Below are 25,147 nucleotides of genomic sequence, written 5' to 3'. Positions count from 1 at the left end.
GCGGGCCTACGCTGAAGATTCCAGGTCGCGACTTACGTCGCTCCTGCAGAGGTCTTTCAGATCGCACCGCTTGCCCGCAGCGCCGCGATCTCGCTGTCGCTGAAGCCGGCTTCGCGCAACACGCCGTCGGTGTGCTGCCCCAGCAACGGTGGCGCGCGCGGCGGTTCGACCGGTGTCGCCGACAGCTTCAACGGACTGCCCACCAGCGGCACCGCGCTGGCTAGCGGATGAGGCGTCTCGACGACCATGCCGCGGGCCAGCACCTGCGGATCGGCGAAGACATCGTCGAGATCGTTCACCGGCCCGCAGGGGATGCCGGCTGCTTCCAGCGATGCCAGCCACGCGTTGCGCCCGCGCGCGCGGAACGCGTCCTGCAATACCGGAATCAACGCATCGCGATGGCGCACGCGCGCGGCATTGTTCGTAAAGCGCGCATCCTGTGCGAGCGATCCGAGGTCCAGCAGTTCGCACAAGCGGACGAACTGCCTGTCATTGCCGACCGCGACGATGACATGCCCATCGGCTACGGCGAACACCTGGTACGGCACGATGTTGGCGTGTGCATTGCCCTGCCGCGGCGGAGGTTCACCGCCGACCAGCGTGTGGCTGCCCAGGTTGGCGAGCATCGCGACCTGTGCGTCCAGCAGGGCCATGTCGATGACCTGCCCTTCGCCCGTGGCGTCGCGATGGCGGAGCGCAGCGAGGATGGCGACGGTGGCATACATGCCCGTGAAGAGATCCGACACCGCCACGCCCACCTTCTGCGGCTCGCCATCGGCTTCGCCCGTAAGACTCATCAGGCCGCCCAGCCCCTGCACTGCGAAGTCATAGCCTGCGCGCTGCGCATACGGCCCGTCCTGGCCGAAGCCGGTGATCGAGCAATAGACCAAGCGCGGGTTCAGCGCGCGCAACGCAGCGGCGTCCAGGCCATGGCGCGCCATGTCACCGACCTTGAAGTTCTCCACCAGCACATCGCTTTGCTGGGCGAGGCGACGGATGATGTCCTGCCCCTCCGGGGTCGACATGTCCACCGTCAGCGAACGTTTGTTGCGGTTGGCACACAGGAAATACGCCGACTCGCCTGTTTCGTCGCCGGACGCATCGCGCAGGAAGGGCGGGCCCCAACCGCGTGTGTCGTCGCCGGTGCCCGGACGCTCGACCTTGATGACGTCAGCGCCCAGGTCGGCGAGCACCTGCGTGCACCACGGGCCCGCGAGCACGCGCGTGAGATCGAGCACGCGCACGCCAGCCAGGGCACGCGGTGCGGGGGCGCTCACGCGACGGGCGCCGGCAGGTGGGGCGCGATCATCACCAGCGTGCGTGCAAGGGCGCCGCGGCCGTGTTCGACCAGCGCCCGCCCGTGTGCAGCCATCTCGTCGCGTCGCGTGTCGTCGGCGAGCAACGCTTCCACGGCGCGCGCTACGCCGGTCGTATCGGGCGCGATGACGAGCGCATCGGCTTCCTTGAGGCGACGGGATATCTCGCTGAAGTTGTGCAGGTGCGGACCGGTGACAGCGGGTGTGCCGACCGCCGCGGGCTCCAGGAGGTTGTGGCCGCCGATCGCCTGCAGGCTGCCACCGACGAAGGCGACGTCTGCGCAGGCATAGAACGCCATCAGTTCGCCGAGCGTGTCGAGCACGAAGACGTCATCGTCGCTGGCGGGCCACTGATCCGCACGACGCGTACCCACCTTCCAGCCCGCTTCGCGCGCAGCTTCCGCCACCCGCGGGAAACGTTCCGGATGCCGTGGCGCCCACAACAACAGCAGGTTCGGCCAGCGCTCGCGCAGGCGGGCGTGGATCTCGCGCACCGGCGATTCCTCGTCCTCGTGCGTGCTCGCCGCGATCCACACGGGGCGGCCCTGGTGGAGGTGCCCACGGAAACCCGCGACCACCTCCTGTACGTTGGCCGGCACCGGGATGTCGAACTTGAGGTTGCCGACATCGCGCACCTGTTCCGGCGCCGCGCCGAGCTGGACGAAGCGCGCGGCATCGCCCTCGGACTGCGCCGCCACGCGGCGCACCGTGCGCAGCGTGCGCGCGATCAGGGGGCGCAGCACGCTGTAGCCGCGCAACGAACGCGCAGACAACCGCGCATTGAGGATGTAGACCGGCACCTTGCGGTCGTGGCAGCCGAACAGCAGGCTCGGCCACAACTCGGTTTCCATGATCAGCGCGAGCCGCGGCGGAAAGTGGTCGAGGAAGCGTGCGACCGCGCCGGGCAGGTCGTAGGGCGAATAGACATGCAGCACGCGGTCGCCCCATAGCGCGCGCACGCGCTCCGAACCGGTCGGCGTGATCGTGGTGACCAGCAGCCTGAGCCCGCGGTGTCGTTTCAGCAGTGCGTCCACGACGGGCGCGGCGGCGTTGACCTCGCCCACCGACACGGCGTGCAGCCACACATCGACCGGACGCGGCGGGGCGTCGTAGCTGCCATAGCGCTCGTTCCAGCGCTGGAAGTATTCCGGATAGCGGAAGCCGCGCCAGATCAGGTGGTAGACGGTGACCGGCGTCAGCACGTACAGCACCGCCGAATACAGGGCACGCAGCAGGCGTTCGGCGGTTCGGTTCGGCATCGTCGACAAGGATACCCGGGGCCGCCGCTACAATGGGTCATGGCCGAATCCGAGAAGCGATCCCCCGGCGCGAACGAGCGCCCTCCCATGGGGCCGCGCCAATGGCTCTCCTGGGCCGGCGTCGGCCTGGCCTGGCTGGCCGCGCGCGTGCCGTGGGCCCTGCAGCGTCCGTTGGGGCGCGGCATCGGCGCCCTGCTGTTCGCGCTGATGCGCGATCGCCGGCACGTGGCCCGGCGCAACATCGCGCTCTGCTTTCCCGAGTTGGACGCCGCTCGCCAGGAAGCCCTCGCACGCGCGAGTTTCGGCGAGCTCGGCATCGGCCTGTTCGAGTTCGCGCGCGCCTGGTGGGGCAGCGTGGCGCCGATGCGTGGCAGCGTGCGCGTGGAGGGCCTGGAGCACCTGGCGGCCGCGCAGGCCGGCGGGCGCGGCGTCATCGTCGTCTCGGGGCACTTCACCACGCTGGAGATTTCCGCCCGCCTGATGTGCGACTACGCGCCGCTGGCCGGCATGTACCGCCCGCACGACCAAGGCGCGATGGAGTGGGCGGTGAAGCGCGGACGCCTGCGCTATGCCACCGCGATGTTCACCCGTGACGAGTTGCGGCCTGCGCTCAAGCACCTCAAGCAAGGCGGGCTGCTGTGGTTCGCGCCGGACCAGGACACACGGCGCGGCGAAAGCGTGTTCGTGCCGTTCTTCGGTCATCCGGCCTACAGCCTGACATCGACCCACCAGCTGGCGCGATTGTCGGGCGCCGCGGTCATGGCGTTCTCGCACGTACGGCGCGAAGACGGCGGCTACACGTTGCGACTGTCGCCCGCGTTCGAAGATTTCCCATCTTCCGACGCCACCGCCGACACCGCACGCGTGATCGCCGCCATCGAGGGGATGGTGCGCGAGGCACCCACCCAATACCTGTGGATCCATCGGCGCTTCAAGCGCCAGCCCGACGGCCGCGGGGCGCTTTACCGGTAGAGGCCGGGCTCGCCCGGTGGGCGTGTCTTGAAGCGCCGGTGCACCCAGAGATACTGCTCGGGATGCTGGCGCACGACGGCTTCGAGTTCCGCCATGTAGCGCGCCGCATCCTGCGCCGGATCGCCGCTGGGCCAGCCGTCCCACGTGGGCTCCACGCGCAGTTTGTAGCGCCCATCGGCATCGCGGTGGAACCAGAAGGGCAGCACCGCGGCGTTGCCGCGCCGGGCGAGATCCGGCGTCGCCACCAGGGTGGCCGCCTGGATGCCGAAGAAGGGCACGAAGGCGTTCTGGTAGTTGAAATCCTGGTCGGCCGAGTACGCCACGATGCCGCCGCGAGACAGCGCGCGCAGCAGGCCGCGCACATCCTTCTTGCCGATGACGTCGGCGAAGGCGCGGCGACGCGCGCCGTCGAGCCAGCGTTCGATGCAGGCATCATTGTTGTGGCGCGCGACGATCGTCACGCGTTCGCCGAGCGCTTCACCGAGCAGGCGCGCGCACAGTTCCGAATGCGGGAAGTGGCCGCCGAACAGCAAAACGCCCTGCCCACGCTCGCGCGCCGCGCGCACATGCTCGAGACCGTCCACGTCGGCGAGGCCGTGGAGCCTGCCAGGCGAAGCGAACCAACCACGTACCAGCTCGAGCACGCCTGTCACGGTCGCGCGCAAGTTGTCGCGCAGCAGGCGGGCCCGTGCCGCCTCATCCAGCTCCGGAAAACACAGAGCGATGTTGGTGGCCGCATAGCGACGCCGCTTCCCCAGTGCAGGCCAGAGCACCCACGTCGCTACCGAGCCGAACGTGAGCAGCACGCGCTGCGGCAGCGCCGCGATCGCGGTGGCGATCAGGTTTGCGGGTGCGATGAAGGCGCAGCGCCGCGCACGTGCGGCCTCATTCGTCATCGCGCGCCAGCAGGCTGCCGGCGTACAGCGCGGCCAGCATCAGCGTCAGCCCGCCCCAGAACGTCGAATAGAACGCGAGGTGCGTATTGAACGGGAAGACCGTCACGGCCAGTGCAAGCATTGCCGGGCGCGCGCGTTCCTTCGCCACTTGCGAGGCATATCGCCATGCTCGCCACGCGAGCGCAGCCCCCGCCAGCCACAACAGCAAACCGATGACGCCGGTCTCGCTGAGCACTTCCAGCACCAGTTGGTGCGCGTGGAACGCGGGTCCCTGGCCCCAGGCCGGCCGCGACGCGGGGCTGGCGTCGCAGTCCGGGTAGGCCTGGCGGAATCCGCGCGCGCCGACACCGTTGATCGGGTGCTTCGCGATCATGCAGGTGGCCGCGGACCAGATCTGCGCGCGGCCCGACAATGCGGTGTCCACGCCGGCTTCGTCGGCGGTCAGCGCATGCGTGGTCAGCAGGATCCGCTCGCGCACCTGCGTCGAGGCGACGGTGAGCACGCCCAACAGCAGGAAACCGAACCCGAACACGCCGAGCAGTCGCTTCCAGCCCAGCAGTTTCCAGCCCGAGAACACCAGCACCAGCGCGTAGGTGATCCACGCGGCGCGGGCGCCCGCGAGAAGCACCACCACGCCGATCGCCGCGGATGCGAGCAGCCAGCCCGCCACGCGCAGGCGCGCGGCGGCGGCGAACAGCAGAAACGGCGACAGACTGGCCATCACCACCCCGAGCTTGCGATTGCACGGACCGAGGAAGCCGCTCAACCGGTCGATACCGGCCATCTGCTCGACCGTGCACATCGGCCGCCCGCTGATCCACTGCTTCAGCTGGTCCAGGCCCCAGAACAAGGGACTCGTGCCGAACGCCACCTGCGCCAACGCATCCAGCGTCCAGATCCCCACGATCACTGCCAGACCGCTGAACGTGGTTCGGCGCGCGCGCGTATTCGCCACCGACGCCGCCACCAGCCACAGGAACGGCAGGTAACGCAGGTCCACCGCGGCTTCCCGCAATGCGCGCCCGACATCGACGGCGTCGATCGCCGAGATGGCCTGCGGCAACCAGTACGCGGCGAACAGCGCGCTTGTCAGTGCCCAGGCCGCACCGCTCAGCAGGCGCGTACCGCCGCGGAAGCGCCCCAGCAGCAAGCGCACGATCGCCGCCAGCGCGCCGAGCACCATCACCGCCTCGGCATAACCTGGCGCCGGCCACAGGGCGACGAACGTCAGCACCCACGCGGGCGCCCATCGCCAACCGTGTGCGCGGCGTGCAGGCGTGTCAGGAGTCGGGGGCAGGTCGGCGGTCATCGGCAAGATCGTGGTAGAGGGCCAGCGTCGCTTCCTGCATTGCGCGCAGGGTGTAGGCGTCCATCGTAGCCAATGGCGACGGCGGATGGGCGAGCATCGCCTTTACGACATCAAACAGGCGGTCTTCGTCGAACGCGGGCACCGCGCCTTGCGGCTGCAGCCCCGCCAGCAATTCACCCACGCCGCCGTGCGCCCAACCCACCACCGGGCGGCCGATAGACAGGCTTTCGATGACGGTACGACCGAAGGCTTCCGGCTTGCGCGACAGCTGCAACACCACGTCGCTGGCGGCGTAGGCGCGTGCGATCTCCGCCGTCGGCGCGGTGATGGCCAGCGCATCGGCGACGCCATCACGCCGCGCTTCTCCTTCCAGTTCGGCGACGTACGGCGCCCGGCCCGGCTCGCGCGCGCCCGGCATCCACAGGCGCGCGTCCACACCGGTCCCTCGCAATCGCCTGAGCAGCGACAGCGCGTCGCCATGCCCCTTCAATCGCGTGCCACGTCCGGGCAACAGGAGCAGCGGGCCATCGCCTGCCAACGCGGGATGCTGCGCGGCCGCCCACCCGCGCGCGTCGGGATCGGGGAAAGCGGCACGCGGGAACTGCGCGGGATCGATGCCGCGCGGGATGACGACGAGCTTCGCGGGATCGGTCCGCGGATAGTGCTGCAGCAGATAGCGACGCACGGTTTCCGACACGCAGATCACGCGTTCGCCCTGCGTCATCACCGCGCTGTAGCGGCTTGGCGAATTGAGGCCGTGCATGGTGGTGACGAAGCGGGATCGCGATGCGGCGGGCATGCCGCGCACCGCCCACAGGCCAAGCCATGCCGGCAAGCGCGAACGGGCGTGCACGATGTCGGCGCCGGCCTCGGCGAACAGCCGTCGCAACGCGCCGGCATGGCGCAATGTCAGCAGCGACTTGCGGCCGATGTCGAGGGTGATGTGTTCCGCGCCGGACGCCAGCAGCGTCGGCACGAGGCGGCCGCCGGCCGACACCACGATGGCGCGATGGCCGGCGCGCACCAGCGCATCGGCGATCTCAAGGGTGGAGCGTTCGACACCGCCGGATTCCAGCGCCGGCAGCAGCTGGACGACGGTCAGTCGGCGCATGGTCGGCGGGCCATGCGAGGGGCCGGCATCGTCCGGTCAGTCGGCCAGGACGAAATGCGAACCGCAATACGGGCACTGCACGTCGCCACCTGCGGCGTCCTCGATGGGCAGATACACACGCGGATGCGAGTTCCACAGCGCCATCGACGGCAACGGGCAGCTCAGCGGCAGGTCGGCGCGGCTCACGGTGTAGCGCTTCTCGGCGTTGGCGGGCACGGTGGCGGTCTGGCTCATGGCGGTGGACGATGGCGAAACAGGGGCGGCCAGTCTACCAGCCGCTCCCGGACGCCCCAAGGCACAGGGCCCGGAACGAAGAACGCCGCCCGGGACGGGGCGGCGTTCTGGAGCGCATCGGCCGGAAAACGGCCGAGGGACGCGGCTTACTTCTTGGCGTCGGCGGTCGCTTCGGTGGTGATCTTCAGCGTCACGTCGTCGCTGACCATCGGGGCGTACGCACCCACGCCGAAATCGCTGCGCTTGACGGTGGCGGTGGCGTCGAAGCCGATCGCCGGCACCTTCTTCATCGGGTGCTCACCGACCTTGTTCAGGGTCACGTCCAGCACGACCGGCTTGGTGATGCCCTTGATGGTCAGGTCGCCGGTGACCTTCAGCTTGCCCTCGCCCGCGGCTTCGACCTTGGTGCTCTTGAAGGTGGCGGTGGGGTATTTGGCGGCGTCGAACCACTTGTCGCTGGTCAGGTGGTCGTAGAACTGGTCGGCCAGCGCGCTCAGGCCGGTCAGCGGCAGGGTGACCTGCACGCTCGAGGCGGACACCTTGTCGGCGTCGTACACCAGGGTGCCGTCGGCCTGGCCGAAGTTGGCGCTCGGGTTCGAGTAGCCGAAGTGGTTCCAGCTGGCCAACACATTGGTGTGGCCGGGGTCGAGCTTGTAGGTCACCGGCGCGGCGAAGGCGGAACCGGCGAAGGCGAACAGGGCGGCAACGAGCAGGGTCTTGCGCATGGGGAATCTCCAGGGGGTGGGGTCAGAGGATGCGTGCGGCTTCGTCGAAGCCCAGGCGCGGGGAACGCGGGAAAATGCTGGTCGGGTCGCCCTGGCCCAGGTTGACCAGGATGTCGGACTTGATCGCCGTGCCGGCGAAGAAGGCCTCGTCGACCTTGGCCGCGTTGAAGCCGGTCATCGGGCCGGCGTCCAGGCCCAGCGCGCGCGCGGCGACGATCAGGTAGGCCGCCTGCAGGCTGGCGTTGCGCAGCGCAGGCTTGGTGCGGTTCTCGCGCGGACCGTCGAACCAGGCCTTGGCGTCGGTGTGCGGGAACAGGAACGGCAGCTTCTCGTGGAAGTCCTCGTCGCGACCGATGATCACGGTGACCGGCGCCGCCATCGTCTTGGCGTAGTTGCCTTCGTCCAGCGCCGGGCCCAGCTTGGCCTTGGCCTCGGCCGATTTCACGAACACGAAGCGCGCCGGGGTGGTGTTGGCCTGGGTGGGACCGAACTTCAGCAGGTCGTACAACTGCCGCAGCGTCTCGTCGCTGACCTCGCCACCGAAGGCGTTGTAGGTGCGGGCGGTGCGAAACAATTGGTCCAGCGATGCGGCGTCGAGAGCTTGGGGCATGGGAAACCTGCGGCAGGAAGAAGACGGAGCCCGACGTACCGGGCCAGCGAATGCGGGGGCAGTGTAGAGTGTCCTGACTATGGCAACATCCAGCCGCCCCGGAACGGATTGTTTTAACCAGTGGAACGAAAACGCCCCGTGACGGCCGATTCGCCCCGCACCTGCACCCTCACCGACGGCCATGCCGGCAACGTGCGCCAGGCGCTGGCGCTGGCGCGCGCACTGGGGCGGGTGGCAGACGAGATCGTGCTGCTGCCCCATGCGCCCTGGCGCTGGATGGCACCGCGGAGGTTGCCCGGCGCATCGCAGGCGTTCGGGTCCGGATTCCATGCTGCATGGAACACGCCCCCCGCATTGGCCATCGGCTGCGGCCGGCAGGCGGCCCTGGCGACGCGCCTGCTGCGTGACCGCGGCAGCCGCGCCGTCCAGATCCTCGACCCGCGCATCGACCCGTCGCACTGGGACCTGGTCATCGCGCCGGACCACGACGGACTTGCCGGACCCAACGTGCTGACCCTGCTCGGCAGCCTCAACCCGGTCGACGACGCCTGGCTATTGGATGCCCGCACGGCGTTTCCGTCCCTCGCCGCCCTGCCCTCGCCGCGCACCGCGCTGCTGATCGGCGGCGACAGCGCGCACTACGCTTTCGATGCCGATGCGTTCGCGCGGCTCGCCGCCATGCTCGACGACGCGATGGGAACGGAGAGCCTGATGATCACGGCATCGCGTCGCACGCCCGCCGACGTCGTGCAGGCGCTGCGCGCGCGTTACGCAACGCGTGCGGACACGGTGCTGTGGTGCGATCCGTCCGATGGCCCGAATCCTTATGCCGGCCTGCTGGCCTGGGCCGACCGGATCGTCTGCACGCCGGAGTCGGTCAACATGCTGTCGGAAGCGTGTGCGACCTCGGTGCCGGTGCATGTGTTCGAACCGGCACGTGTCGGCGGACGCCCCCGCCTGTTCCTGGAGGCGTTGCTCGCGCGCGGACGCATCCGCGCATTGACCGGCGCGATGTCGCCCTTCGACGTCCAGCCGCTACGCGAAACGGCTCGCGTCGCAGATGAGGTGCGTACGCGACTGTTGCGCTGAGCGATCAGGTCGTCGCGTCGAAATCCAGTCCGTGCGCGGACGTCGTCCGCATCACCAGGGCGCGCGCGGCAGCCAGCGCCGCGTTCTCCACCACCAGGCGCGGGCGCCGGTCCAGCGTGCAGGCGAGGCCTTCCGCCACGAAGGTCGCATGCACGGCATCCAGCGCAGCGGCCTGCTCCGGCGACAGCACACCCGCTTCCACCAGTGCGACCAGCAAGCCGGGCGTGTCGCGCGGCCGCTGCAGGCCCGGTCGCCGACCCGCATCGCGCAGCACCAGGTACTGCAGCAGGAACTCGAGGTCGACCAGGCCGCCCGCGCCCTGCTTGAGATCGAAGCGCGCGGCATCGCTGCGATCGAGCTCGGCGCGCATCCGCGCGCGCATCTTCACCACCTCGGCGCGCAACGTATCGGCATCGCGTGGATGGGCCAGCGTTTGGCGGCGGACCTCCTCGAAGGCGTCGCGCAGGGACAAGTCGCCGGCCATCGCACGGGCGCGGACCAGCGCCTGGTGTTCCCAGGTCCATGCGCGTTCGCGCTGGTATTCGGTGAAGCTCGCCAGCGACGACACCAGCAAGCCTTTCGCGCCGTCGGGGCGCAGGCGCACGTCGACGTCGTACAGCCGTCCCGCCGCCGTGACCGCGCCGAGCAGCGCCACGATCTTCTGCGCGAGGCGCGCGTACCAGCGCCCCGCTTCCAGCGGACGCGCGCCATCGGATTCCGCACCCGCCGGGGCGTCGAACAGGAACACCAGATCAAGGTCCGAACCGAAGCCGAGTTCCTCGCCGCCCAGGCTGCCGTAACCGACCACCGCGAAGCGTCCGTCGGGCACGCGGCCATGCGCGGCCAGCACGTCGCGTGTCGCCACCTGCACCACCACGCGGACCACCTCGTCGGCGAGCCAGGCCAGCTGGCGCACGCTGTCGCGCGCCGCCTGTCGTCCGTCCAGCGCGGCCAGCGCCACCCGGAAACTCAACGCCAGGCGTCGTTCGTTCAAGAGGCGCAGACAGGCTTCGGGATCGTCCTCGAGCAACGCTGCCTCGCATTCGGCGCGCAGCTCGGCGCGGTCCGGCATCGGCCCGGCCACGCGCGTGTCCAGCAACTCGTCCAGCAACAACGGGTACTGCGCGAGCCTTTCGGCCAGCAGCGCGCTGCGCGCCAGCACATCGACCAGGCGCGCCAGCGCGCTGGGCTGCTCGTCGAGCAGGGCAAGATAGCTGGCACGACGCAGGATCGCCTGCAACAAAGGCAATACGCGGCGCAGCGCGGCATCGGGCTGGCGCGAGCGCACGCAGGCGTCGAGCAGCGATGGCACGACGCGATCGAGGCGTGCGCGGGCAGCATCGGATAGCGCACGCACGCCGCTGGATTGCGCGAACTCACGCAGCGCATGGTCCGCGCTGCCCGGGTCGGTGAACCCCGATGCCGCGAGCGGTGATGCATCTCCTCCTTCCGGCAACGCACGCCAGTACAGCGCCAGCGCGCCCGGCTCGGCATCGCGCTGGCGCGGTGCGAGCAACTCTGCGAATTCCGCCGACACGCGTTCGCGCTGCACGTCCAGCGCGGCGCGCAGCGCGTCCCAATCCGGATAATCCAACCCGCGCGCGATGCGATGACGGTCCAGTGCCGCCTCCGGCAGCGCATGGGTCTGCGCATCGCGCAGCATCTGCAGGCGGTTCTCCAGGCGGCGCAGGAAACGATAGGCCTGCGCGAGCATCTCGCCTTCTTCCGGCGAGACCTGCCGGGTCGCCACCAGTGCGGGCAGGGCCACGCGCAGGCGTCGTTCGCGCAGCGCCGCTTCGCGCCCGCCACGGATGAGCTGCAACGCCTGCACGAGGAATTCGATCTCGCGGATGCCGCCCGGGCCACGCTTGATGTCGTCGGCCAGTTCGCGGCGCGCGACTTCGGCGGCGATGGCGGCCTTCATCTCGCGCAGGCCATCGAGCGCGGTGTAGTCCAGGTAGCGCCGGTAGACGAACGGACGCAACGACTCCAGCCACTGTTCGCCCGCCTCGATGTCGCCGGCCACGGCGCGCGCCTTCAGCCAGGCGTAGCGCTCCCAGTCGCGTCCTTCGCGCTGGAAATACTGGTCCATGCCCGCGAACGACAGCGCCACGCGCCCCGCGTTGCCGAACGGACGAAGGCGCAGGTCGACGCGGTGGCAGAAGCCGTCGGCCGTAGGTTCATCGAGCAGTTTCGCCAGTCGCTGGCCCAGCCGCATGAAATAGTCCTCGGCCGCGAGCGAACGCGCGCCGTCGGAGTCGCCGCCCTGCGGATAGGCGTAGACCAGGTCGATGTCGGAGGAGAAATTCAGCTCGCCGCCGCCCAGCTTGCCCAGGCCGAACACCACCAATCGCTGCGCACTGCCATCGGCGGCACGCACCACGCCGTGGCGTTGCGCGAATTCGACTTCCAGCGCGTCGAGCGCGGTCTGCAGGCAGACCTCGGCCAGGCGCGTGGTGCCGGCCAGCGTGTCGTCCACGGTGTCCAGGCCGTGAATGTCGCGCCACACCAAACGCGTGGATTCGGCCGTGCGGTAGCGGCGCAGCAGTTCGGGCCATTGCGCCGTGTTGTCCGCGAGCAACGCGGGTACCGGCCATGGCGCCGCCCCGTCATCGTGGAGCAGAGTCGCGAGCAGGTCGGGCTGCCGGCGCAATGTTTCCAGCGCGAAATCGCTGGTGGCGATCACGCGCGATACGCGTTCGACATTGCCAGGATCGGCCAGCAGCGCATCCGATGACGTCGACGCGGCGCGCAAGCGCGCCAGGCCGCGCTCGGTCAGTGCATCGCGTTCGGCATCGAGGGACAGGGTCGCATCGTTCATGGCGACCGATTGTGGCACGCGGCCATGGCCGTCGTTATGCGGCCTGCGACAGATCCGGCAGGGCGGTGTCGTGGCGAAGCGCAAGGCCGAACTGGTCCGCCATGTGCTTCAACAGCACGGGCTTCACCTGGTCCATGCCGGTGGGGCCGCCGAGATCGGCCAGCGAAACCACCTGCAGACCCTGGTAACCGCAGGGATTGATGCGGTGGAACGGTTCCAGGTCCATCGCGATGTTGAACGCCAGGCCGTGGAAGGTGCAGCCGCGTCGCACGCGGATGCCCAGCGCGCCGATCTTCGCGCCGGCGACATAGACACCGGGCGCGCCGTCCTTGCGGGCGGCTTCGATGTTCCATTCGGCCAGCGTATCGATCATCGCCTGCTCGATCTTGCAGACGTAATCGCGCACGCCCACCTTCAAACGCTTCAGGTCGAACAGCGGATACGCCACGATCTGGCCGGGGCCGTGGTAAGTCACCTGGCCGCCACGATCGACATGCACCACCGGGATGTCGCCCGGCGCGAGCACGTGCTCGTCCTTGCCGGCCTGGCCCAGGGTGAAGACGGGATCGTGCTCGACCAGCCACAGCTCGTCGACGGTCGCATCGGTGCGCGCGTCGGTGAAACGCTGCATGGCGCGCCACACCGGTTCGTACGGCTGGCGACCGAGCTCACGGACGATGCAGGGGGCGCTCACAGCGTCCACTTCACTTCCGGATGCTCGCGCAGCGCGTTGTGCGCGGCGTCGTACTGGGCGCGATCGTCGGCACGGAAGCGGATGCGCACGGACACGTACTTGCCGTTGCTCGAGTGCTTCCAGCTGATGTCCTCGTGCAGGACCTCGACGCCGGCCGATTCCAGCAGGCGCGGCAGTTCGCTTTCCAGGCCGGTCCCGGCGGTGCCCATCGCGCTGAGCTCGAAGGTGCCGGGGAACTGGAAGCCGTGTTCGGGGTTGTCGGATTTGATTTCCATGCGGGAATTATTGGGACGCAGGGCGTGAAAGCCAAGCCGCGGGCCCGGAAACGCGAAGGGCCGCCCTGTGGCGGCCCTCCGGCGGACAGCGGTCGCGGTTCAGCGCGCCAACTGCACCAGGCTGGACGAGACCCAGCCCTTGTTGCCCAGTTCGTCCTCGACTTCCCACATGACGCCCTCCTTGTTGCCGGTGGGGTACAGCATCATGCCCGGGTCGAGGTCGCGCACCGCCTTGCCGGTGCCCTTGGGGTTGGCGAACAGCCGACCCGGCTTGGTCATTTCCACCGCCTGCTGGGCGTTGGAGGCCGAGGCGTTGCCGGACACGCCGCCCAGCTGGGCGACCAGGTCGGTATAGGCCTGCAGGTAGGCCAGCGTGATGACCTGGCCGATCTCGGTGTTGGCGTAGCCGCTGGCGCCGCCGCCGCCCCAATGGCTGCCGGTGAACAGGCTGCCGCCCGCGCCCCAACCGATGTCGGTCTTCTTGGCGCTGCCTTCGGCCATGGCGACCTGCTCGGACGAACGCACGTCGGTCACGGTCAGGACGACGTCGGCGGTCTTCTTCTTGAAGTCCAGCCCACCGACCACGCGGCCGACGTTGCCGCCCACCAGGCCACCCAGCAGGCCGCTGATGGCATTGCCGCCGGCGTTGCTGTTCTGCGAGATCAGGTCCGGCACCAGCACGTAATCCGCTGCGCGGATCTGGCCCTTGCCGATGTTGGAACGGTTGCGCAGCTCACCGCTGGAGGCCAGCGCGCGCTCGCCCATCGCCGCATCAAGGCCCGCGCCACGGTCGACGAGGGTGAAGCAGCGCGACTTGTTGACGAACACCTTGATCAGCTTCGACGGTGCCGGCAATTGCTGGCCGCTCCACCAGTTCACGCCGTCCTCGGGCTCGATCACCGAGATCGTGCCCAGCGGTTTGGCACAGGTCGGGATTTCCGCCATCTGCTGCTTGCGCTGGTCCTGCGCGCTGGCGCGCTGGGCGAACGCGGGCGTCGCGGCTGCCGCCATCAGCATGCAGGCCGTCGCCAATACCGTGTTTCGTGTTCCCCTGTTCACTCGTGCATCTCCTTGAAAAGTGGTGATCCGCGTGGCGCGGGTTATTCCGTGGGCCGGGCGGACGACGCGGGCCGCGTCGCACCTCCCGGACCCGATGATAGGCGATGGTGGCCGTCCTTCCCGATAGGCACGCGAAGAGCGGGGTACGACGGCCATGCGGGACGCTGCCGCACGGGCCCGCGTTCAGGCGCGATAATCCGGCGCTCCTTCTCCGAGTCGCGCCATGCTCTACCTGCTCATCAGCGTCGCCTGCAGCGTGCTGGTTTCCGTGCTGCTCAAGCTGATGCAACGACGCGGGATCGATACCGCGCAAGGCATCACCTGGAATTACCTGGCCGCCTCGCTGCTGTGCTTCGGCCTGCTGGATCCGCCGCTGGCGACCCTCCGTCACGCGGGCACGCCGTGGACCGAGCTGGTATTGCTGGCACTGCTGCTGCCCGGCATCTTCCTGGCGCTGTCGGCGTCCGTGCGCGCCGCGGGCATCGTACGCACCGACATCGCCCAGCGGATGTCGCTGGTGCTGTCGCTGCTGGCGGCGTTCCTGTGGTTCGGCGAGCAGGCCAATGCGCTGCGGATCGCCGGCCTCGTGCTGGGCGTGGTGGCGATCGCGTGCCTGGTGGCACGCCCGGAACGCGGCACGCGCGGCGACGGATGGCAGGCCTGGGCGCTGCCGCTGCTGGTGCTGGTCGGCTACGCGAGCGTGGACGTGCTGCTCAAACGCCTGGCTGCGGCCGGCACACCGTTCGCCGCGTCGCTGCAGGTGGCCTTCATCGCGGCGTTCGCGGTGATGCTGCTCGTGCAGGGACTGCGCCTGTGGCGTTCGCGGATCGCGCCGACGCGCGCCGCGCTGGGTACGGGCCTGCTGCTGGGCACGCTGAACTTCGCCAACATCCTGTTCTACGTGAAGGCCCACCGCGCGCTGCCGGATCATCCGGCGGTGGTGTTCTCGATGATGAACATCGGCGTGGTGGTGCTGGGCACTCTGGCGGGCGTGTTCGGTTTCGGCGAGCGGCTCAACCGGCTGAACCTGCTGGCGATCCCGCTGGCCATCATCGCCATCGGGCTGATCGCTGCCGGCATCCGCTGAGGCCGGAAACGAAGAAGCCGGCGTGCGCCGGCTTCTTCAACATCATGGGACGAGGCGGATCACTCCGACTCCCACCACATCCAGAACGCGTCCCACAGGCGCTTGAAGAAGCCTGCCTCTTCGATGGGAGAGATCGCCACCAGCGGCGACTGCGCGACCACCTTGCCGTCCAGCGTGACCTTCACCGTGCCGATGGCCTGGCCCTGCGTGATCGGCGCGACCAGCGTCTTGGGCACGTCCATCGTCGGCTTCAGGTCGCCGTAGCGACCGCGCGGCACGCTCACCAGCATCGGCTGCGCGACGCCGAGTTGCACTTCCTTGGTCTGGCCCTTCCACACGCGCTGGCTGGCGATGACCTTGCCGGGCTCGTACAAGCGATGCGTCTCGTAGAAGCGGAAGCCCCAGTTGAGCAGCGCCAGGCTGTCCTCTGCGCGCTGCTTCTCGGAGGTGGAACCCATCACCACCGCGACGAGGCGCTGGTCGCCACGCTTGGCCGAGCTCATCAGGCAATAGCCGGCGGCCGAGTGGTGGCCGGTCTTGATGCCGTCGACGCTGGCATCGCGCCACAGCAGCAGGTTGCGGTTCGGCTGGGTGATCGTGCCGACCGTGAATTCCTTGATCTTGTTGAAGGCGTACTGCTCGGGATAGTCACGGATGAAGGAGCGGCCCAGCAGCGCGAGGTCGTACGCGGTCGAGTAGTGCTCCGGTGCGGACAGGCCGTGCGCGTTGACGAAGTGCGAGCCTTTCATGCCGATCTGCGCGGCGTAGTTGTTCATCAGCGACGCGAACGCTTCCTGGCTGCCGGCGGCGTGCTCGGCCAGCGCGATGGCGGCGTCGTTGCCCGACTGCACGGCCATGCCCTTTTCCATGTCCAGCAGCGGCGCGGTCTTGTTGACGGCAAAACCGCTGTAGCTGCCATCCGTGCCAGCACCGCCCTCGCGCCAGGCGCGCTCGCTCATCATCACCTGGTCGTCGGGCTTGATCTTGCCGTTCTTCTGCTCGGCCGCCAGCACATACGAGGTCATGACCTTGGTGATGCTGGCCGGCTCGACGCGCTCGTTGTAGTTCTCGCCCGCCAGTACCTGGCCGGTGATGTAGTCGACCAGCACCCATGCGGTGGCGGTGGGCTTGGGCGGCGGCGGGATCTCGACAGGCGCAGCGGGAGCGGCAGCGGCGGGCGCCGGGGTCGGCGCGGGGGTCTGGGCAATGGCCAGGCCCATGGCGGTGGTCGCGAGCGCGGCAAGGGCGAAACGGAACTTCATCGGCGGAAAACTCCTGGCAAGGCCGTGGGCCTGACGATTCAAGGCCGATATTGTAGGGACGCCGGCCCGCCCGTGGGTTGGAAGAACGTAAAAAACCCGCGGTTTCCCGCGACTATTCGCGCACCAGTTGCGGACGGCCGAAGCCGAGGCCCGCGATGCGGCCCGCCAGGGCCTCCGCCGTCGCCGCATCCGGTGCACCGACGCGCAACCGCCACAGCGTGCCCCCGTTGCCGGGCACATCGGTCAGCCGTGCATCGGCGATACCGGCCGCCGCAAGGCGGGCCAGCGCGCGGTCGGCGTTGTCCCGACTGGAGAAGCTGGCCACCTGCAATTGCAGGGGCGACGTTGCGGCGGGCGCCGAGGCCGGCAGCACGGACGCGGCCGCGGGTGCCGTCACCACTGGCGCCGCCGCGCCGCCGGGCTTGCCGGTCGCCACGCGCACGCCGTTGGCCTGCATCCATTGTTCGAACCCCTGCGCGGTCGTGGCCGTGCCCTGGGGCAAGCGGTCGACCAGCGCATCCATCGCCGACGGCGTCGCCGGGGGCGTGGTGGCCCTCGGTGCGGATACCGCGGGCGCTTCGGCCAGCGCGCGTCCATCCGGGGCCAGGCCACGCACTTCGACGCGCCCGGTGCCGCGCTGGGTGATGCCCAGCTTCACCGCGGCGGCGTAGCTCAGGTCGATCACGCGCCCTTCGTGGAACGGGCCACGATCGTTCACCCGGACGACGACCGACGTGCCGTTGTCCAGGTTGGTGACGCGCGCGAAGCTCGGCAGCGGCAACGACTTGTGCGCCGCGCTGTAGGCGTACATGTCGTACACCTCCTGGTTCGACGTGCGCCGGCCATGGAACTTGTTGCCGTAGTACGACGCGGTGCCCTGCTCCACGTAGTCGTCCACGCGATCGAGCACGCGGTACTGCTTGCCCAGCACCGTGTACGGCGATTTGTTGCCCACGCGCGAGCGCGCTTCGGCAGTGACGACGGGCTCGCGGATGCAGTCCAGGTCGGGCACGTGGTCGGGGGTGGTATCGGCCACGCCCGGCTTGTACAAGCCGCCGGCCTTGTAATCACCGCGCGTGGACAGGTCTTCCTGCGCGGGTGCATAGCGCGAACAATCCTTGCCCGCCGTCGGGCGCGAGGGCGACGAAGGCGATGTGGTCGCGCCGCCGGACAACGGCGGTGGCGGGGACTTCTTCGGTGCCGTGCTGCACGCGGCCAGGGCGACGACGACCATCGGCAGCGCGAGCCACCTCATGCCGGCGGAATCTCGCGGCCGGCGATGGCCTGCGACAGCTGGTACACCGCCATCGCGTACATCTTGGAGTTGTTGTAGCGGGTGATTGCGTAATAGTTCTGGAAGCCCAGCCAGTACTGCTTGCCGTCGGCGCCGTCCAGCTGCACCAGCGTGGCGGTCGCGTCGGGTGCGACGGCGTCGAGCGGGCGATAGCCCTTTTCGGCCAGTTGCGCGAGCGTGTAATCGGGCGTCCAGGTCTCCGGGTTGAACTCCGGATAGCCGTCCTGCAATTGCGCACGCGCCACCACCGCGCCACCCGGCACCCAACCGCCGCGCTCGCCACCCTTCTTGCGGAAGTAGTTGGCGATCGACGCGAAGATGTCCGGATACGTGGTGAACAGATCACGTCGGCCGTCGCCGTCGCCGTCCACCGCGAACTCGCGGTAACTCGACGGCATGAACTGGCCCAGGCCCATCGCCCCGGCGTAACTGCCGGTCAGGGTGGCGATATCGAGCTTCTCTTCACGGCCCAGCGCGAACAGCTGCGCCAGTTCGTCGCGGAAGAACTGTTCGCGGCGATATTCGTAGGCGATGCGCTCGGGGTTGCCGCTGCGCGGGTAGCGGAAGGCCAGCGTGTACAGGGCGTCCAGCACCTTGTGCCGGCCGGTGAAGCCGCCGTAGTTGGTCTCCACGCCGATGATCGACACGATCACTTCGGGCGGCACGCCATACTGCTGCTCGACGCGTGCGAGTTCGTCGCGATGCTGCGCCATGAACGCGCGGCCGCCGTCGATGCGCGTCTGCGTGAGGAAGCCCACGCGGTACTCGCTCCAGGGCTTCACGCGCTCGGCGGGGCGCGACATCGCCGCCACCACGCTGTCGAGGAACTGCGCCTTGCCCAGCGTCGCCTCGATGTCGGCCGGGGCGATGCCGTATTTCGCCGCGGTATCGCGCACGAATTGCGCACGCGCCGTGGGGAAGTCGACCGGCGCGAGCGCCTCGGGCGGCACGTCGGCGACGCGTTCCACCGAGGTTTCGGCGGGCGTCGTTGTCGCAGCAGGAGAAGTCGCCGAGGAACCCGGCGGTGGCGGTTGCGGTGTGGCGCAGGACGCAAGGGCCAGCACCAGAAGACAGGGAAGTACGCGTCGCATCATCGGCGCGAGGGTAGCACGCGATTTTCCGTGCAGGGTGAACAGAGCACTGCGCAGCGTGGCCTCAATACCCGTGCACCGGCCGGTGCGCGCGCACCGCCATCACCAGGCCCAGGCCGGCGAGCAACGACACGGCCGACGTGCCGCCATAACTCAACAACGGCATCGGCACGCCCACCACCGGCAGCAGGCCGGACACCATGCCGCCGTTGACGATCACGTAGACGAACAAGGCCATGCCCAGCGTGCCGGCGATGAGACGCGAGTACGTATCGCGTGCATCCATCGCGATCCACAGGCAGCGACCGACGACGAACAGGTACAGCAGCAGCACCACGGCCACACCCACCCAGCCGAACTCTTCCGACAACACGGAGAAGATGAAATCGGTGGTGTGCTCGGGCAGGTAATCCAGGTGCGATTGCGAGCCTTGGCCCCAGCCCTTGCCGGTCCAGCCGCCGCCGCCGATGGCGATCTTCGATTGCAGGATGTTCCAGCCGGCGCCCAGCGGATCGTTCTCCGGATCGCGGAAGGTCAGGATGCGGTTCTGCTGGTATTCGCGCAGGAACGAGAACCACGAGATCGGCGCGAACATCACCAGGCCCACCGCCGTGCCACCGAGCACGCCGGCGGTGATGAACCACCACCACGACAGGCCGGCGAGGTACAGGCCGAACACGCCGCTGGCCGCCACCAGCATCGCGGTACCGAAATCCGGCTGCAGCAGGATCAGGCCGGTCGGCAGACCGATCAACAGCGCCGACACGATCGTGGTGCGCCAACCCGGCGGCAGCGGCTCGCGATGCAGGTACCAGGCCAGCATCATCGGCAACGCGATCTTCAGCAGTTCCGAGGGCTGCAGGTAAAAGAACTTCAGGTCGATCCAGTGCGCGCCGTGCTTGCCGGTGCCGATGAACAGCACCAGCACCAGCGGCACGAGCGCAACCGCAAACACGCCGGGCGTCCATGCACGCAGCCGCACCGGCGTCACCCGCGACAGCGCCCACATCGCCGCCAGGCCCACGCCGAAGCGCACGCCCTGCGCGAGCACGAGGCGCGAACCGAGCGCTTCGCCCCCCGCGCTGTACAGCACGGCCAGGCCGACCGCCATCAGCGCCAACAATGCGCCCAGCAGTGGCCAGTCCAGGGTACGCAGCAGGTAGCGCAGTGCATCCAGCGCCCAGCGCAGCAGGTCGCTCATCGCCGCTCTCCCTGCGGTGCCGGGGGTGGCGTCGCCGACGGCGGCGCGGCGGCGGGCACCGCGGCGGGTGCGGACGGCGGCGCGACGGTCGCGTCGGGTGTCATGGGCACGCCTTCCGGGTCCACCTTCTCGGGCATCTGGCCGAGCAGGTAGGCGTCGAAGATCTTGCGCGCCATGGGTCCTGCCGTGCTGCCGCCGTAACCGCCGCCTTCCACCGCGATCGCGATCGCGATCGTCGGGTTGTCCGCCGGTGCGAAGCCGACGAACAGCGAACGGTGGCGCAAGTGCATCGGCAGGCTGCGCGGATCGACCGCCGCGGTGCCGCGACGGCTGATCACCTGCGCGGTGCCGGTCTTGCCCGCCATCAGGTAGGACGCACCCTGGGCCACGCGCCAGCCGGTACCGCCGGGCTGCATGGTGTCCTGCATGCCCAGGCGCACGACGGCGACGTTGGCCGGATTCGGGCTGATCGGAACCGCTGCCGGCTGCGGCATCGATTCCCACGGACGATCGAACCCGACCCGCGATTGCGCCACCAGGTGCGGTCGGCGCAACTCGCCGCTGGCGATGCCGGCCGTCGCGCGCACGAGTTGCAGCGGGGTGACCTTCCAGTCGCCCTGGCCGATGGCCACGTTGACGGTATCGCCGGGGTACCAGCGCTCCTTGCGCGCCTTCAACTTCGCCTGCGGCGAGGGCAGGATGCCGCCGATCTCGCCGCGCAGGTCGATGCCCGTGGGCGCGCCGAAGCCGTAGTACGCCATGTATTCGTCGAACTGCTGGATGCCCAGGTCCAGCGCGAGCCGGTAGTAGTAGGTGTTGACCGATTGCGAGATCGACTTGCGCAGGTTGGTCACGCCGTGGCCGCGTCGGCTGGCATCGCCCCAGCCGCGACTCGTACCCGGCAGATAGAACATGCCGGTCGACACCACGGTGTCCTCCGGCTTGCGCTTGCCGCTGTCCAGTCCTGCCAGCGCGATCAACGGCTTCAGTGTCGAACCCGGCGCCACACCGCCCAGCACGAGGCGGTTGAACTGCGGCCGCGACGGATTGTCGTTGAGCAGCTTGAAGTCCTTGCTGGAGATGCCGTTGACGAACAGGTTCGGGTCGTAGCTCGGCAGGCTCACCATCGCCAGCACTTCGCCGGTGCGCGGATCGACCGCGATCGCCGAACCTTCCAGTTCGCCGAACGAATCCACGATGGCCTGCTGCAGCTTCGCGTCCACGCTCAGGCGCAGGTCGGTGCCCGCCTGCGCGGGAACGCGGCCGACCACGCGCAGCGCGCGGCCCTCCACGTTGGTCTCGACCTTTTCGTAGCCGATGCGCCCGCGCAGCTGTTCGTCGTAGTAGCGCTCGAGCCCGGTCTTGCCGATGTGGGTCAACGCGCTGTTGATCTCGCCGAGTTGCTCGAGGTCCTTCTCATCGACGCGACCGACATAACCGACGATGTGCGCGAACAGTTCGCCGTAGGGATAGCGCCGCGTCAGGTAAGGCACCAGCTCCACGCCGGGGTAACGCCAGCGGTCCACGGCGAAGCGCGCCATCTCCTCCTCGGAGACGCGCAGCTTCAGCGTGATCGGCCGGAAACCGCGCGACGCCTTGCGGGTGGCTTCGAACCGTTCGATGTCCTCGGGCGAGAGTTCGATGATCCTGCCGAGTTCGGCCACGAGCTTGGCCGGCTCCTTGACCTTGTCCGGCGTGACATCCAGGCGGAACGCGGGGACGTTCTCCGCCAGCAACAGGCCATTGCGGTCGTAGATCGTGCCGCGCCCCGGCACGACCGGGCGCGGTCGGATGCGGTTGGCTTCCGAGCGCGTGGCGTATTCGTCGTGGTCCAGCACCTGCAGCTTGAAGTACCAGGCCGCGAGCGCGACGAGGCAGGCGCCGACTACGGCAAAGCCGATCACCGCACGGCGGCGGAACTGGTCGGCCTCCGCGTGCGGATTCTTGCTGCGCCGGCGCAGGCCCGCCATCGCTCAGCCCCGCTTGCGGCGGCCGAGCCGCAGCGCATCCATCAGCACGAACAGCGGCGGCCAGAACAGCATGCCCAGCACCGGCGCCCACCAGTACGGCCACGACAGCGTGGGCTCCCCGAGCGCCAGATGCACCACGGTGGTCACGATGCGGTCGTTGAGCAGCAGGCCGCCGATGGCCAGCGCCTGCTGCGAGACCGGGAAGAAACGCAGCCGCGCACGGAAGCGTTGCAGGATGAAGGCCATGATCAGCAGGCGTAGCGCCTGTTCGCCCAACAGCGTGCCGAACATCAGGTCGGCGATGAGCCCGATGATGACGGCGAACCCCAGGCCCGCGCTGTCCGGCGCCTCGATGACCCAGTAGGCGAGCACCAGCGCGAGCCAGTAAGGACGCAGCGGCTGCAGCAGGTCCGGCAGCGGCAGCAGGCCCAGCAGCAGGGCGACGATGATGCTGAGCGGCATCAGCCAGCCGGTACGTGCGCGGCTCATCGCTGCGGCTCCTGCGGCGGCATGGTCGCGGGCGGCGTGCCGCCGGGCCCGGACTGCGCACCCTGCGTAGGGGCGGAAGGTGAAGCGGTTGGCGCATTCGCAGGCGCGGGAGCCTGCGATTGCGCAGGCGTGGTCGACGACGCCGCAGGCACCTCGGCTTCCGCGCCCTGCGTCGCGGGGGCGGCCTCGGGCAGGAACCTCGTCGGATCGGCCGGCGGAAGCGGCTGCGGTGGCGCCGATTTCAGCAGCAGGACGTCGCGACCGCGGTCCAGGCGCGCGGCCGGAGTCACGTCGCCCACAAGGAAGGCGTGGCTGTCGTCTGGCCGCAGCGCGGCGACGGTACCGACCGGGAAGCCGGCAGGAAACCGCCCGCCGAGGCCCGACGTCACCAGCACATCTCCGACTTCCACGCCGCTGTTCAGCGGCACATCGGCCAGTTCCAGCAGGTCGCTGCGGCCGCGTCCATAGACGATCAGGCGCACGCCGTTGCGCGCGACCACCACCGGCACCGCATGGTCCGGATCGGTCAGCAGCAGCACGGTGGCGTGCGCCGGCGTGGTGTCGATGATCTGGCCCATCAGGCCGCCGGCATCGATCACCGCCTGGCCCAGGGTCGCGCCGTCTCGGCTGCCCGCATCCAGCACCAGGCGTTGCCGACCGGGGGCAAGGTCGATGTCCAGCACGGGCGCGAGCTGGACATCCAGGCCGCGCGAGGTCTTCACGCCGAGCAGCGCGCGCAGTTGCGCGTTGTCCGCGGCCGCGGTCTGCAGGCGGGCCAGGCGTGCATTGGCTACCAGCATGTCGTTGCGCAGGCGCCGGTTTTCTTCGATCAGGCCGGTGCGAGTCGCGGCATCGTCCTGCACTCGGGTCGTGACGCGGCCCGGCAGGCCGGCCAGCCACCACAACGGCTGGGTGACCACGTTGGCCTGCGCGCGCACCTGCGCCAGCCAGCCGCCACGATGGTCGAGGACGACCAGGGCGATCGTCAGTGCGAGATACGCGAGCAGCCGCAGCGTGCTGGCGACTTCACCGGGGCGTGATGCGACGGGAGGACCGGCGTAGGAAGGCACTGGGGGGCCGTCAGGAGGAAGGTCGGCGGCAACGCCGCCCGCAAGGAACAAGGGTAACGCGCAGATCGTAAGGAAGGCGCTGGCCGGCCGGTTCCGCTCCGCCTGCGACGCGCATCCGCGTCCCCTTCCCCTGTACCGCCCGCGGTGCGGGCGGTGTTACCGCTGCGCCGTTCACTCCGGCGCGAAGAACTCGTTGCCGTGCATGTCGACCAGCTCCAGCGCGCGGCCGCCGCCACGGGCCACGCAGGTCAGCGGATCGTCGGCGACCTGCACGTGCAGGCCGGTCTCCTCGCTGATCAGCCGGTCCAGGTCGCGTAGCAGCGCGCCGCCGCCGGTCAGCACGATGCCACGCTCGGCCACGTCGGCGCACAGCTCGGGCGGGGTCTGCTCCAGCGCCAGCTTGACCGCGCTGACGATGCCGGACAGCGGCTCGTGCAGGGCTTCCAGCACTTCGTTGGAGTTGATCTTGATCATCTTCGGCACGCCCTCGGCGAGGTTGCGGCCGGAGATCTCCATCTCCTGCACTTCGGCCTGCGGGTAAGCGCAGCCGATTTCCAGCTTGATGCGCTCGGCCGTGGCTTCGCCGATCAGCATGCCGTGGTTGCGGCGCACGTAGTTGGTGATGAACTCGTCGAAGCGGTCGCCGCCGATGCGGACCGACTGCGAGTAGACGATGCCGTTCAGCGAGATGACGGCCACCTCGGTGGTGCCGCCGCCGATGTCGATCACCATCGAGCCGCGCGCCTCGGTAACCGGCATGCCGGCGCCGATCGCGGCCGCCATCGGTTCCTCGATCAGGTAGACGTCGCGCGCACCGGCCTCTTCGGCCGATTCCTTGATGGCGCGGCGCTCCACCTGGGTGGAGCCGGCCGGCACGCAGACCAGCACGCGCGGGCTCGGACGCAGGAAGCGCGACTTGTGCACCTTCTTGATGAAGTACTTCAGCATCGCCTCGGTGTAGGTGAAATCGGCGATCACGCCGTCCTTCATCGGGCGGATGGTGGTGATGTGGCCTGGGGTACGGCCCAGCATCTGCTTGGCCTCGGCGCCCACGGCCGCGACCGAGCGCGAGCCGCCGATGGCGCGGTCCTGGCGCACCGCCACGACCGAGGGTTCGTTGAGGACGATGCCCTGCCCGCGCACGTAGATCAGGGTGTTGGCCGTGCCCAGGTCGATGGACAGGTCATTGGAGAACATGCCGCGGAGCTTCTTGAACATCGGGGGACGGGTTCCTGCTGGAGGCTGGAAAATCGCGCAAGGCTGGCGATTTTTTGGGCAAAAACGAAGTCGGCTAGCCTAACAATCCGGCATGG

The 25,147-nt window shown here is 69.2% G+C and carries 22 protein-coding genes and 1 pseudogene; 3 read left to right on the top strand and 20 right to left on the bottom strand.

Features of this window, described 5'->3' with window-relative positions:
* Positions 1-56: 56 nt before the first annotated feature.
* Complete coding sequence (locus ACSION_RS17500) at positions 57-1,277, bottom strand: CaiB/BaiF CoA transferase family protein (RefSeq protein WP_435307060.1); 1,221 nt, start codon at positions 1,275-1,277, stop codon at positions 57-59.
* A complete protein-coding gene (waaA, locus tag ACSION_RS17495; protein ID WP_435307059.1) occupies positions 1,274-2,575 on the bottom strand; it encodes a lipid IV(A) 3-deoxy-D-manno-octulosonic acid transferase in 1,302 nt (433 codons plus the stop codon). The genes ACSION_RS17500 and waaA overlap by 4 nt, the downstream gene beginning before the upstream one ends.
* Positions 2,576-2,662: 87 nt before the next feature.
* Here waaA and lpxL point away from each other — a divergent pair, with 87 nt between their 5' ends.
* Positions 2,663-3,547, top strand: coding sequence for an LpxL/LpxP family Kdo(2)-lipid IV(A) lauroyl/palmitoleoyl acyltransferase (lpxL, locus tag ACSION_RS17490; protein ID WP_435307058.1), 885 nt, complete (start codon positions 2,663-2,665; stop codon positions 3,545-3,547).
* Here the strand turns inward: lpxL and ACSION_RS17485 are convergent.
* The 6 genes from ACSION_RS17485 to ACSION_RS17460 all read right to left on the bottom strand — a co-directional run bounded on the left by ACSION_RS17485 (position 3,538) and on the right by ACSION_RS17460 (position 8,432).
* Positions 3,538-4,443 carry a lysophospholipid acyltransferase family protein gene (locus tag ACSION_RS17485; protein WP_435307057.1) on the bottom strand — a complete coding sequence of 302 codons (906 nt, stop codon included), beginning with the start codon at positions 4,441-4,443 and terminating at the stop codon, positions 3,538-3,540. The two genes, lpxL and ACSION_RS17485, sit on opposite strands and share 10 nt — an antisense overlap.
* The gene (locus ACSION_RS17480) at positions 4,433-5,752 is read right to left on the bottom strand and encodes an O-antigen ligase family protein (protein WP_435307056.1); all 1,320 of its coding nucleotides are present in this window, start codon (positions 5,750-5,752) and stop codon (positions 4,433-4,435) included. The genes ACSION_RS17485 and ACSION_RS17480 overlap by 11 nt, the downstream gene beginning before the upstream one ends.
* Entirely contained in the window at positions 5,724-6,863 is a 1,140-nt protein-coding gene (locus ACSION_RS17475) for a glycosyltransferase family 4 protein (protein WP_435307055.1), read from the bottom strand. The genes ACSION_RS17480 and ACSION_RS17475 overlap by 29 nt, the downstream gene beginning before the upstream one ends.
* Before the next feature lie 36 nt (positions 6,864-6,899).
* The gene (locus ACSION_RS17470; RefSeq protein ID WP_435307054.1) at positions 6,900-7,097 is read right to left on the bottom strand and encodes a zinc-finger domain-containing protein; all 198 of its coding nucleotides are present in this window, start codon (positions 7,095-7,097) and stop codon (positions 6,900-6,902) included.
* Between the two features lie 146 nt (positions 7,098-7,243).
* Positions 7,244-7,822: a YceI family protein gene (locus ACSION_RS17465; protein WP_093488171.1), complete on the bottom strand. Its 579-nt coding sequence runs from the start codon at positions 7,820-7,822 to the stop codon at positions 7,244-7,246.
* A gap of 22 nt (positions 7,823-7,844) precedes the next feature.
* Entirely contained in the window at positions 7,845-8,432 is a 588-nt protein-coding gene (locus ACSION_RS17460; protein WP_435307053.1) for a malonic semialdehyde reductase, read from the bottom strand.
* Positions 8,433-8,570: 138 nt separating this feature from the next.
* Here ACSION_RS17460 and ACSION_RS17455 point away from each other — a divergent pair, with 138 nt between their 5' ends.
* A complete protein-coding gene (locus tag ACSION_RS17455; RefSeq protein ID WP_435307052.1) occupies positions 8,571-9,521 on the top strand; it encodes a mitochondrial fission ELM1 family protein in 951 nt (316 codons plus the stop codon).
* A gap of 4 nt (positions 9,522-9,525) precedes the next feature.
* Here the strand turns inward: ACSION_RS17455 and glnE are convergent, their stop codons facing one another.
* The 4 genes from glnE to ACSION_RS17435 all read right to left on the bottom strand — a co-directional run bounded on the left by glnE (position 9,526) and on the right by ACSION_RS17435 (position 14,328).
* Entirely contained in the window at positions 9,526-12,342 is a 2,817-nt protein-coding gene (glnE, locus tag ACSION_RS17450; RefSeq protein ID WP_435307051.1) for a bifunctional [glutamate--ammonia ligase]-adenylyl-L-tyrosine phosphorylase/[glutamate--ammonia-ligase] adenylyltransferase, read from the bottom strand.
* A gap of 34 nt (positions 12,343-12,376) precedes the next feature.
* Positions 12,377-13,036: a lipoyl(octanoyl) transferase LipB gene (gene lipB, locus ACSION_RS17445; RefSeq protein ID WP_435307050.1), complete on the bottom strand. Its 660-nt coding sequence runs from the start codon at positions 13,034-13,036 to the stop codon at positions 12,377-12,379.
* Positions 13,033-13,311, bottom strand: coding sequence for a DUF493 family protein (locus ACSION_RS17440; protein WP_093488181.1), 279 nt, complete (start codon positions 13,309-13,311; stop codon positions 13,033-13,035). The genes lipB and ACSION_RS17440 overlap by 4 nt, the downstream gene beginning before the upstream one ends.
* A 99-nt stretch (positions 13,312-13,410) precedes the next feature.
* Positions 13,411-14,328, bottom strand: coding sequence for a CsgG/HfaB family protein (locus ACSION_RS17435; RefSeq protein WP_435307178.1), 918 nt, complete (start codon positions 14,326-14,328; stop codon positions 13,411-13,413).
* Between the two features lie 265 nt (positions 14,329-14,593).
* Between ACSION_RS17435 and ACSION_RS17430 the strand changes: the two genes are divergently transcribed.
* Positions 14,594-15,457, top strand: coding sequence for an EamA family transporter (locus ACSION_RS17430; RefSeq protein WP_435307049.1), 864 nt, complete (start codon positions 14,594-14,596; stop codon positions 15,455-15,457).
* Between the two features lie 59 nt (positions 15,458-15,516).
* Here the strand turns inward: ACSION_RS17430 and ACSION_RS17425 are convergent, their stop codons facing one another.
* The 8 genes and pseudogenes from ACSION_RS17425 to ACSION_RS17390 form a co-directional block, all read right to left on the bottom strand.
* Positions 15,517-16,719, bottom strand: coding sequence for a D-alanyl-D-alanine carboxypeptidase family protein (locus ACSION_RS17425; protein WP_435307048.1), 1,203 nt, complete (start codon positions 16,717-16,719; stop codon positions 15,517-15,519).
* 112 nt (positions 16,720-16,831) lie between these two features.
* Positions 16,832-17,974, bottom strand: a complete 1,143-nt coding sequence (locus tag ACSION_RS17420; protein ID WP_435307047.1) for a septal ring lytic transglycosylase RlpA family protein — start codon at positions 17,972-17,974, stop codon at positions 16,832-16,834.
* Positions 17,971-19,107, bottom strand: a complete 1,137-nt coding sequence (gene mltB / locus ACSION_RS17415) for a lytic murein transglycosylase B (RefSeq protein WP_435307046.1) — start codon at positions 19,105-19,107, stop codon at positions 17,971-17,973. Before mltB ends, ACSION_RS17420 begins: the two co-directional genes overlap by 4 nt.
* A gap of 61 nt (positions 19,108-19,168) precedes the next feature.
* Positions 19,169-20,305 carry a rod shape-determining protein RodA gene (rodA, locus tag ACSION_RS17410; protein WP_435307045.1) on the bottom strand — a complete coding sequence of 379 codons (1,137 nt, stop codon included), beginning with the start codon at positions 20,303-20,305 and terminating at the stop codon, positions 19,169-19,171.
* Positions 20,306-20,421: 116 nt separating this feature from the next.
* A pseudogene (gene mrdA / locus ACSION_RS17405) lies at positions 20,422-22,275 on the bottom strand (penicillin-binding protein 2); the annotation flags it as partial.
* Positions 22,276-22,278: 3 nt separating this feature from the next.
* Positions 22,279-22,764 (bottom strand): rod shape-determining protein MreD, encoded by a 486-nt coding sequence (mreD, locus tag ACSION_RS17400; protein ID WP_435307044.1) that lies wholly within the window; start codon positions 22,762-22,764, stop codon positions 22,279-22,281.
* Positions 22,761-23,834 (bottom strand): rod shape-determining protein MreC, encoded by a 1,074-nt coding sequence (gene mreC, locus ACSION_RS17395; protein WP_435307043.1) that lies wholly within the window; start codon positions 23,832-23,834, stop codon positions 22,761-22,763. Before mreC ends, mreD begins: the two co-directional genes overlap by 4 nt.
* 171 nt (positions 23,835-24,005) lie before the next feature.
* The gene (locus ACSION_RS17390) at positions 24,006-25,052 is read right to left on the bottom strand and encodes a rod shape-determining protein (protein ID WP_055937350.1); all 1,047 of its coding nucleotides are present in this window, start codon (positions 25,050-25,052) and stop codon (positions 24,006-24,008) included.
* Positions 25,053-25,147 lie beyond the last annotated feature (95 nt).

This window comes from Pseudoxanthomonas sp. LjRoot125 (genome assembly GCF_964252705.1).
Lineage (GTDB): Bacteria > Pseudomonadota > Gammaproteobacteria > Xanthomonadales > Xanthomonadaceae > Pseudoxanthomonas_A.
Note: the sequence above shows the minus strand (reverse complement) of the source record. Positions and strands in the feature narration are given on the sequence as shown.

What these genes read in the sequence shown, in the direction of transcription:
- ACSION_RS17465 (WP_093488171.1), bottom strand. Translation starts at nt 7,822, where the DNA reads ATGCGCAAGACCCTGCTCGTTGCCGCCCTGTTCGCCTTCGCCGGTTCC.
- ACSION_RS17430 (WP_435307049.1), top strand. Translation starts at nt 14,594, where the DNA reads ATGCTCTACCTGCTCATCAGCGTCGCCTGCAGCGTGCTGGTTTCCGTG.
- rodA (WP_435307045.1), bottom strand. Translation starts at nt 20,305, where the DNA reads ATGAGCGACCTGCTGCGCTGGGCGCTGGATGCACTGCGCTACCTGCTG.
- ACSION_RS17485 (WP_435307057.1), bottom strand. Translation starts at nt 4,443, where the DNA reads ATGACGAATGAGGCCGCACGTGCGCGGCGCTGCGCCTTCATCGCACCC.
- lpxL (WP_435307058.1), top strand. Translation starts at nt 2,663, where the DNA reads ATGGGGCCGCGCCAATGGCTCTCCTGGGCCGGCGTCGGCCTGGCCTGG.
- ACSION_RS17420 (WP_435307047.1), bottom strand. Translation starts at nt 17,974, where the DNA reads ATGAGGTGGCTCGCGCTGCCGATGGTCGTCGTCGCCCTGGCCGCGTGC.
- ACSION_RS17475 (WP_435307055.1), bottom strand. Translation starts at nt 6,863, where the DNA reads ATGCGCCGACTGACCGTCGTCCAGCTGCTGCCGGCGCTGGAATCCGGC.
- ACSION_RS17425 (WP_435307048.1), bottom strand. Translation starts at nt 16,719, where the DNA reads ATGAAGTTCCGTTTCGCCCTTGCCGCGCTCGCGACCACCGCCATGGGC.
- ACSION_RS17440 (WP_093488181.1), bottom strand. Translation starts at nt 13,311, where the DNA reads ATGGAAATCAAATCCGACAACCCCGAACACGGCTTCCAGTTCCCCGGC.
- mreD (WP_435307044.1), bottom strand. Translation starts at nt 22,764, where the DNA reads ATGAGCCGCGCACGTACCGGCTGGCTGATGCCGCTCAGCATCATCGTC.
- waaA (WP_435307059.1), bottom strand. Translation starts at nt 2,575, where the DNA reads ATGCCGAACCGAACCGCCGAACGCCTGCTGCGTGCCCTGTATTCGGCG.
- ACSION_RS17480 (WP_435307056.1), bottom strand. Translation starts at nt 5,752, where the DNA reads ATGACCGCCGACCTGCCCCCGACTCCTGACACGCCTGCACGCCGCGCA.
- mltB (WP_435307046.1), bottom strand. Translation starts at nt 19,107, where the DNA reads ATGATGCGACGCGTACTTCCCTGTCTTCTGGTGCTGGCCCTTGCGTCC.
- ACSION_RS17390 (WP_055937350.1), bottom strand. Translation starts at nt 25,052, where the DNA reads ATGTTCAAGAAGCTCCGCGGCATGTTCTCCAATGACCTGTCCATCGAC.
- glnE (WP_435307051.1), bottom strand. Translation starts at nt 12,342, where the DNA reads ATGAACGATGCGACCCTGTCCCTCGATGCCGAACGCGATGCACTGACC.
- ACSION_RS17460 (WP_435307053.1), bottom strand. Translation starts at nt 8,432, where the DNA reads ATGCCCCAAGCTCTCGACGCCGCATCGCTGGACCAATTGTTTCGCACC.
- ACSION_RS17435 (WP_435307178.1), bottom strand. Translation starts at nt 14,328, where the DNA reads ATGCTGATGGCGGCAGCCGCGACGCCCGCGTTCGCCCAGCGCGCCAGC.
- ACSION_RS17470 (WP_435307054.1), bottom strand. Translation starts at nt 7,097, where the DNA reads ATGAGCCAGACCGCCACCGTGCCCGCCAACGCCGAGAAGCGCTACACC.